Annotated in this window: 7 protein-coding genes; 5 read left to right on the plus strand and 2 right to left on the minus strand. The window is 58.8% G+C overall.

Translation table 11 applies throughout. The features are described from left to right. Positions 1-69 precede the first annotated feature (69 nt). From N181_RS35065 to N181_RS26035, 5 genes are all read left to right on the plus strand, one after another. Positions 70-375, plus strand: a complete 306-nt coding sequence (locus N181_RS35065) for a hypothetical protein (RefSeq protein ID WP_037435721.1) — start codon at positions 70-72, stop codon at positions 373-375. A 96-nt stretch (positions 376-471) separates the two neighbouring features. Beyond that, complete coding sequence (locus tag N181_RS26020) at positions 472-828, plus strand: hypothetical protein (RefSeq protein ID WP_234885973.1); 357 nt, start codon at positions 472-474, stop codon at positions 826-828. A 214-nt stretch (positions 829-1042) separates the two neighbouring features. Beyond that, on the plus strand, positions 1043-2119 hold the full coding sequence (locus N181_RS26025) for a diguanylate cyclase domain-containing protein (protein WP_037435698.1): 1077 nt from the start codon (positions 1043-1045) through the stop codon (positions 2117-2119). 204 nt (positions 2120-2323) lie between these two features. Next, positions 2324-4165 (plus strand): putative bifunctional diguanylate cyclase/phosphodiesterase, encoded by a 1842-nt coding sequence (locus N181_RS26030; RefSeq protein ID WP_081319034.1) that lies wholly within the window; start codon positions 2324-2326, stop codon positions 4163-4165. 307 nt (positions 4166-4472) lie between these two features. Next, positions 4473-4781 (plus strand): PilZ domain-containing protein, encoded by a 309-nt coding sequence (locus N181_RS26035; protein ID WP_014332453.1) that lies wholly within the window; start codon positions 4473-4475, stop codon positions 4779-4781. 60 nt (positions 4782-4841) lie between these two features. On the opposite strand, the gene N181_RS26040 is transcribed toward N181_RS26035, so the two are convergent. Further along, the gene (locus N181_RS26040) at positions 4842-5504 is read right to left on the minus strand and encodes a GntR family transcriptional regulator (RefSeq protein ID WP_037435725.1); all 663 of its coding nucleotides are present in this window, start codon (positions 5502-5504) and stop codon (positions 4842-4844) included. A 132-nt stretch (positions 5505-5636) separates the two neighbouring features. Then, complete coding sequence (locus tag N181_RS26045) at positions 5637-6656, minus strand: TRAP transporter substrate-binding protein (protein ID WP_037435701.1); 1020 nt, start codon at positions 6654-6656, stop codon at positions 5637-5639. Positions 6657-6746 lie beyond the last annotated feature (90 nt).

Consider the following 6746-nt stretch of genomic DNA (forward strand, 5'->3'; position numbering starts at 1 on the left):
ACAAACAGGCCGGACATATGAAAGCAACCGATCAAACCACCCGACAAGGTCACCATTGCTGTCATATCGATGGTTCTTGTCGTGCCGAGCGGCGCCCATAAGGCCGGCAGTGGCTGGACCTATCCTCCAGCGTGCTGCAAGGAGAAGGATGTCGGAGGAGACTGCGCCCCGATCCCGAGCTCGGACGTCAGAAAAGGCGCTCACGGTTTCTCCGTGACCCTTCATCCTGGGGACCATCACCTCGCCACGAGAAACCACTGGTTCTTCATCCCCTATGGAGACGAGATTCCGTCCGGAGACGGCAACTACCACATCTGCCTTCATCCAAACGAAGACAACGTCAACTGCTTCTTTGCGCCCCCTGACAATGTTTGACAGCAAGCCGGCTCGTGTTGCGTGCGGAGACGTGGGATCAAACCGGGCCGCTTGAAATTAAATACGTGTTCAACTTTTAGAGGTATTGGTGCCGTATTGCTGATTTTTCATGAGTTGTTATCGATGAGCGTATTTCAAAACAAAGCTGTTCGACTGATGGCGACCTTTGAAGAGGGTTCCCTCAGTGATCTCGCGGAGCGCCAGAGGAAGCTTTTGCTTTCGGCGCTCGAGCTCTACCGTGCGATAGGCGGATCGTTCGAGCAACTCGAGGCGGTCGTCATGCGTGATGAATCGGAAATCCCACGGCGCGTCGACCTGGTCGTCGGCGAGCTGATGGGCGAACTGGCGGCCATTGGCTACCTATATGACCTGGACATCATGCAGGCCGCCCACAACACGCTTGACAGGAGACGCCAGGAGACGGCGGCTTTGGCCGTCGATCTGGCGGGCTGACAGCCGGTGGACTTCACCAATTCTTAAGCGGCCGGTTTTACTCTGAGTTGTCTGATCGGATGCATCTAGCGCCAATACAACCGCATGAACGCGGGTCGGACACGACAATTCCTGCCGCCGCAAAATCCTATGCGAGGTCCTGACCTCACGCCTACCTGTTCGACGTCGTCACGGGCGTGATTGCCTGCGACGCTTCCTTAAAAGGCGCAGCACGATGGCACTTGTGAATGCAACTTCCAAACAGCTTGCACTGCAGAACCGCAGGGAGCTTTTCTACACGGTCTTTGCGACCTTGAACCGGCTCGAGATCGACGCATCTCCGGTCAATTACGAGCTCATGTACGAGATCGTCAGCGGCAACAATCCGGACCTTCGCGAGAAATTCGCGCGCCTCAGCAAGCCGATCTCCGAAGACGATCTCGAGACCCTGGCGCGGACCTACCTGCCGCATCACTTCGGCAAGTCGATCCATGACCAGTCCGCAGATCGCCTGCAGAGCGAATTGTCGACCCTGAAGGAGTCTCTGCTATCGGGTCAGAACTCGCTGTCCAACTACACGAACATGCTTGGCCAGGCGACGGGCAAGATCTCCTCTGTCGATCCGCGCGACATGAATACGATCCAGTCTGAGCTGCAGGCGATTCACCAGATGACGGAAGTGCAGCGCTCGGCGAACACGCAGATCCTCGAGCGCGTCTCGAGCCAGATGTCGGCCGTCGCGGCGATCACGAGCGATGTGGACGCGTTCGAGCGGACAAAGTTCACACATCTCGTCACCAATCTCGCCAACCGGCGTGGCTTCAACAAGAAGCTCGCCGAACTCTATGGTGGCGAACACTATCCCGACGGGGTGTCGCTTCTCCTCTGCAATCTTCTGGTCCTCGAGCCCTTCGAGGGCAAGGAACTCATCAAGGTCAAGGAAGCCATCCTGGAGCGCCTCGGTTTCGCCGTGACGCGCGCCGTTCAGGCCACCGACTTTGCCGCCTGGCTCGAGCGGCCCCAGATCGGCATCCTTGTCTGGATGACCGCAGAGGCGGAAATCCAGAAGATGGCGGATCATCTTCGAAAGAGCTGCCTTGCGGCATTCGATAGCCGTCAGGCGAAGATGCCTGCCGTCGTCGCTCGGTTCGGTTGCAGCACGACCTATGACGCCAGCACGGCCTCGGAACTGGTGGGGCATGCGGAGAAGGCCCTGCAGACCGCCACGGACACGACAAGCGACAGGGTTGTGTTCTTTTCTGCGGGCGGGGGCGGCGGTGCCCGCAAGGATTGGATGCTCTATCGCGGCTGACCGGCAAGATAGGGCATCCCCTGGAATTTATACATTACTGTAAAAGCAATTTGAAATTGCAATCGGTTTTGGCGAATGGGCGAGTGGGGGCGAACCTGTGTGCGCAAGCAATCAATTCAGGACTTAATTCTATCCAGATCGGCTGAATATAAGGGCGCGTTGCTTCGAGCGCAGTGCAAGGTGATATCGAGGCAGGTGCCTCTGATGCATCTCCTGTGCATCGTGAATATCTGCGCGCTCTCCTTTACGACGTTCAGCGACGCGCCGCTCGCTTTGAGCCTGTATTGTCCCTTGATCCTGACAATGCTCTGCGCAAGCCAGGCCCTATGGTGGCTGAAGCTTGGTGCGGGCGTTCCAGCGGTTGAAGACGCCGAGCTCGCACTGGTTCGCACCGGCCGGTTCTCCGGCCTGATCACGCTTGCACTCTGCGCCTGGGCCCTGGCCGTTTTTCCGCATGGAGATGCGTACGGCCAGTCGCACGTCGTCTTCTTCATGGCGATAACGATCATTGGCAGCGTTTCCTGTCTCACCCATCTGCTGCCGGCCGCCATTGTCGTCGGCCTCGTCGCCAACGCGGTCTTCCTCGCCTTCCTGGTGCCGAGTGGAAATACCGTTTTCCTGACAATGTCGCTTAATGTCGTCTTCGTATCCGGAGCCTTTCTGCTGGTTCTCGCGGGCAACTACAGGGAGTTTAGTTCACAGGTCGAAGCGCAACTGAGAACCGAGGCGCTCGGCCGTGAGAACCAGCACCTGGCGAATATCGACAGCCTCACGCACCTGCCGAACCGGCGAAGCTTCTTTGCGCGGTTGTCGGCAGAATGCGCCGCCGCGTCGGCGAAGCAATCGCGCCTGGCCGTCGCCATGCTCGACCTCGATGGGTTCAAGGCCGTCAACGATCTGTACGGCCACGCCACAGGAGACAGCCTGCTGGTCGAGGTCGGCCGCCGCTTGGAAAAGGCTTGTCCGGATGACGCCTTTCTCGCCAGGCTGGGTGGGGACGAATACGCCATGATCGTCGCCAATGCTCACGAGGCCGACCTGCTGAGACTTGGCGAACGGATCTGTGAGGAAATCGCCGCACCCTATGTGCTCGACGGCATCAGCGTGCTGATTTCGGTCTCCGTCGGTTTCGCCGTCTATCCGGATCACGCGGCCGAGCCCGACCTGATTTTTGAGTATGCCGACTATGCGCTCTACGAGGCGAAGCAGAACAAGACCGGGCGGACCGTGTTGTTCTGCAAGGAGCACAGCTTTGCGCTCCTCAGAAACGCGCGGATAGAACAGGCGCTGCGCGATGCGGACCTGCGCGCCGAGATCGCCGTCGCCTTCCAGCCGATCATCGACCTGGAAACGGGTCGAGTCGCCTCTTTCGAAGCACTGTCGCGCTGGGAAAGTCGCGAACTCGGCGATGTTTCGCCGGCGCAATTCATCCCGATTGCCGAGAAGGCCGGCCTGGTCAGCGAACTGACGCGCGTTCTTCTCGAGCAGTCGCTTTGCGCCGCGCAACAATGGCCGGAACCGTTGCGGCTCTCGTTCAATCTCTCGCCGAAGGACATATGCTCGGCCGGGGGTGCATTACGGATCGCCAATATCGTCCTGAAGAGTGGCTTTGACCCGAGGCGGATCGACTTCGAAATCACCGAGACCGCGATGATGCACGACTTTCCGCACGCCAGGCAGGCCGTCGAGGCCCTCAAGGCGCTTGGATGCGGCATATCGCTGGACGATTTCGGCACCGGATATTCAAGTCTTGCCCAGCTTCAAACGCTGCCGATCACGAAGCTCAAGATCGATCGTTGCTTTGTTGCCGACCTCCAGGAACAAACGACGGGCTACAAGATCGTCAAGTCGATGCTTTCGCTGGCAAGGGACATGGGCATCGATTGCATTGTCGAAGGCGTGGAAACGGAGGAGGAATTGCGTACGCTGCGTCAGCTGGGATGCAGGCTGGTGCAGGGATTTCACATGTCGAAGCCGCTCGATCAGGAGGCGGCGCGGCGATATGTGGGAGCCATCTTGATCGAGCCCGGCAAGGTTTCTGCCTGATGGTGCCATCGATCGACCGATCGGTGGCTTGAGTGCGCCGTGCGTCTTTCATTCCGTCGGGTTCAAAAGTAGTTTCGCGCACACAAAGAAGATGTCGCGCCTCCTGTATAAAATGCGGCTATATATATGTCTGTGCGATCTGCGGATGCAGTATTTATGGTGAATGATACAAAAATACAATTTGAGTCTAATTTTTGGATAGCTTTATTAATACTGGGGAGATGTGTAGACTACACAGGCTAATGTTATGAATTGATTTACCTATTTCAGGTACTCCTAAATCGTCAAATAAATCCGCGAGGACGATATGCCGTACAAGGACAGTGTTCAGCGTGTTTCTACGAGGACGCAGACCCAGATCACCGGGAACGTCAGTTGCAAGACAGGATCGAGCAACGGGATCGTCAAGGATCTTTCCGAAGAGGGTATCTGCTTTCAGCTTTTTTTCGACATCGGCGCCCGCACTGGACAGGAGGTCACGATCCGCAGCGCGGAACTCGGCCTTCTGACCGGTATTGTTCGGTGGAACAGAGGGGATCGCATCGGTATCAAGCTCAAGCTCTCATCCAATACCGCGGCGCAGATCGCCTCGTACTACAAGTTCTTCCAGGGCTGATCAGGTCAGCTTCGCCCGGCTAAGCAGCGGGGCCGGCACGAGCGCGGAGGCGTGCGAGGATCAGAGGCGCAGCGCCGCCGTGTAAGTCTTGGCGGTGTCCGTCACATGGATCCGCATCAGCCGGTCGAATTCTTCGAAGTCGCCCTTTTCGAAGAGCTCGACGAAGGCGCGATGTTCCTTGAAGGAACGGGGTGTCTGCACGTCGATCGGGGCGCTGTAATTGGTCCTGAGCGCCGCAACCCGCCCGGCGACCAGACGGTAGGAGTCCTCAACGTAGCGATTGCCGCAGTGGTTGACGAAGGCCTCATGAAAGGCCGTATCGGCCCGGCCGTAGGCGACCTTGTCCTTTGCCGCCACGGCTTTCTCCATTTCGCCGATCACCGTTTCGAGCTCGGCGAGCGTGCCGGACCGGTCGTTGCGATAGGCTAGTCTCGCTGCCTGCGGTTCCAGAATGGCGCGGAACTCGCAGAGCATCGCAATGTCCCCGGCATCCGGGCTGAAGACGAAGCTGCCGACCTGGGGGCGGATCACCACCAGTCCCTGCAACTGGAGCTGGTTCAGGGCTTCCCGAACGGGGGTCCGGCTGATTCCGAAGGATTGCGCCAGCATCTCCTCGGCGATGACGGCGCCCGGCGGAAACTCGCCCTCGATGATCGCCTGCCGCAGACGCGACGCCACCTTCTGGGCCAGAGATTGTGACGGCTCGAGCTTCAATGACGGCATGGCAGGATCCATTTGCAGGCGACTGCCGGCGTTGAGGAAAGGCCCGTTTACGGCGGTTGCCAGAGATATATACACGGGCGCCGGATGGCGACAAGCCGGACCGGCGCCGAGCGAGTTTGCTCCTTCGAGGTGTCAATCGGCCCGGATGCGCTTGAGCTCGCCGAAGACGAGGTCGAGCGTTTCGGGCCCGATCGCTGCAGCATGACGCTCTGAGATCACCTTGAGCTTGTCGCGGAGCCGCTCCATCTCCTCGGGCGTAATCTCGTTGATCTCCATGCCCTGGCTCTTGAGGTTGGCCAGACTGACCTCGGACTTCTCCCGGTTGACCTTGCGCTGTTCCTTCTGGCCGACGAGCGCGCAGTCCTTGAGAATGGTCTGCTCTTCCGGCGAGAGGCCGTCCCACACCTTCTTGGAGAACAGCACCAGGGTCGGGCTATAGGCATGCTTGGTGAGCGTCAGGTATTTCTGAACCTCGTAGAACTTCATGTTCTCGATGTTGTTGAACGGATTCTCCTGGCCGTCGACTGTGCCGGTTTCGAGCGCGGAATAGATCTCCGAAAAGGCGAGCGGCACGGCATTGGTGCCGAGCTCCTTGAACGTATCGATGAAGATGTTGTTCTGCATGACGCGCATCTTTACGCCCTCGAAATCCTCGACCTTGGTGATCGGGTGGCGTGAATTGGTGGTATGGCGGAAGCCGTTCTCCCACCAGGCGAGGTTGACCGCGCCGACCGCCGGAAGCTGGTCCGAGAACCATTGGCCGACCTTGCCGTCGAGCACCTGGTCGGCCTCGCTTTCGTCGTTGAACAGGAAGGGCAGATCGAAGACGCCGAAGGCCGGGATGATGGAGGTCAGCGGCGCCGTCGAGGTCAGCACCATCTCGAGCGAGCCGGTGCGAACGCTTTGGGTTGCAGTCAGGTCATTGCCGAGAGCGCCGTCCCAATAGGACTGGATCGTCATCTTGCCGCCGGTTTTCTCAAGCGTGCAAGCGCCCATGGCGGCAAGGCCGTTGCCCATCGGGTGTTCCTTGCTGACGCCGTTCGAGACGCGGATCGTCCGTTCCTGGAACTCGGCCTTGGCCGATCCCGCGGCGAAGAGTACGGTGGCGGCGATGGCCGCCGCCATGCCGGTTCGTGTGATGAGCATGCGCATTTTCAATCCTCCCTTGGATTTCTTATCGATGCGTGAGCCAGTCGAGTGGAACCATGACGAGATCGGGGAAAAGGACGAGCAGGAAGAGAA

Origin of the sequence: Sinorhizobium fredii USDA 205, assembly GCF_001461695.1 — a bacterium.
GTDB classification, from domain to species: domain Bacteria; phylum Pseudomonadota; class Alphaproteobacteria; order Rhizobiales; family Rhizobiaceae; genus Sinorhizobium; species Sinorhizobium fredii.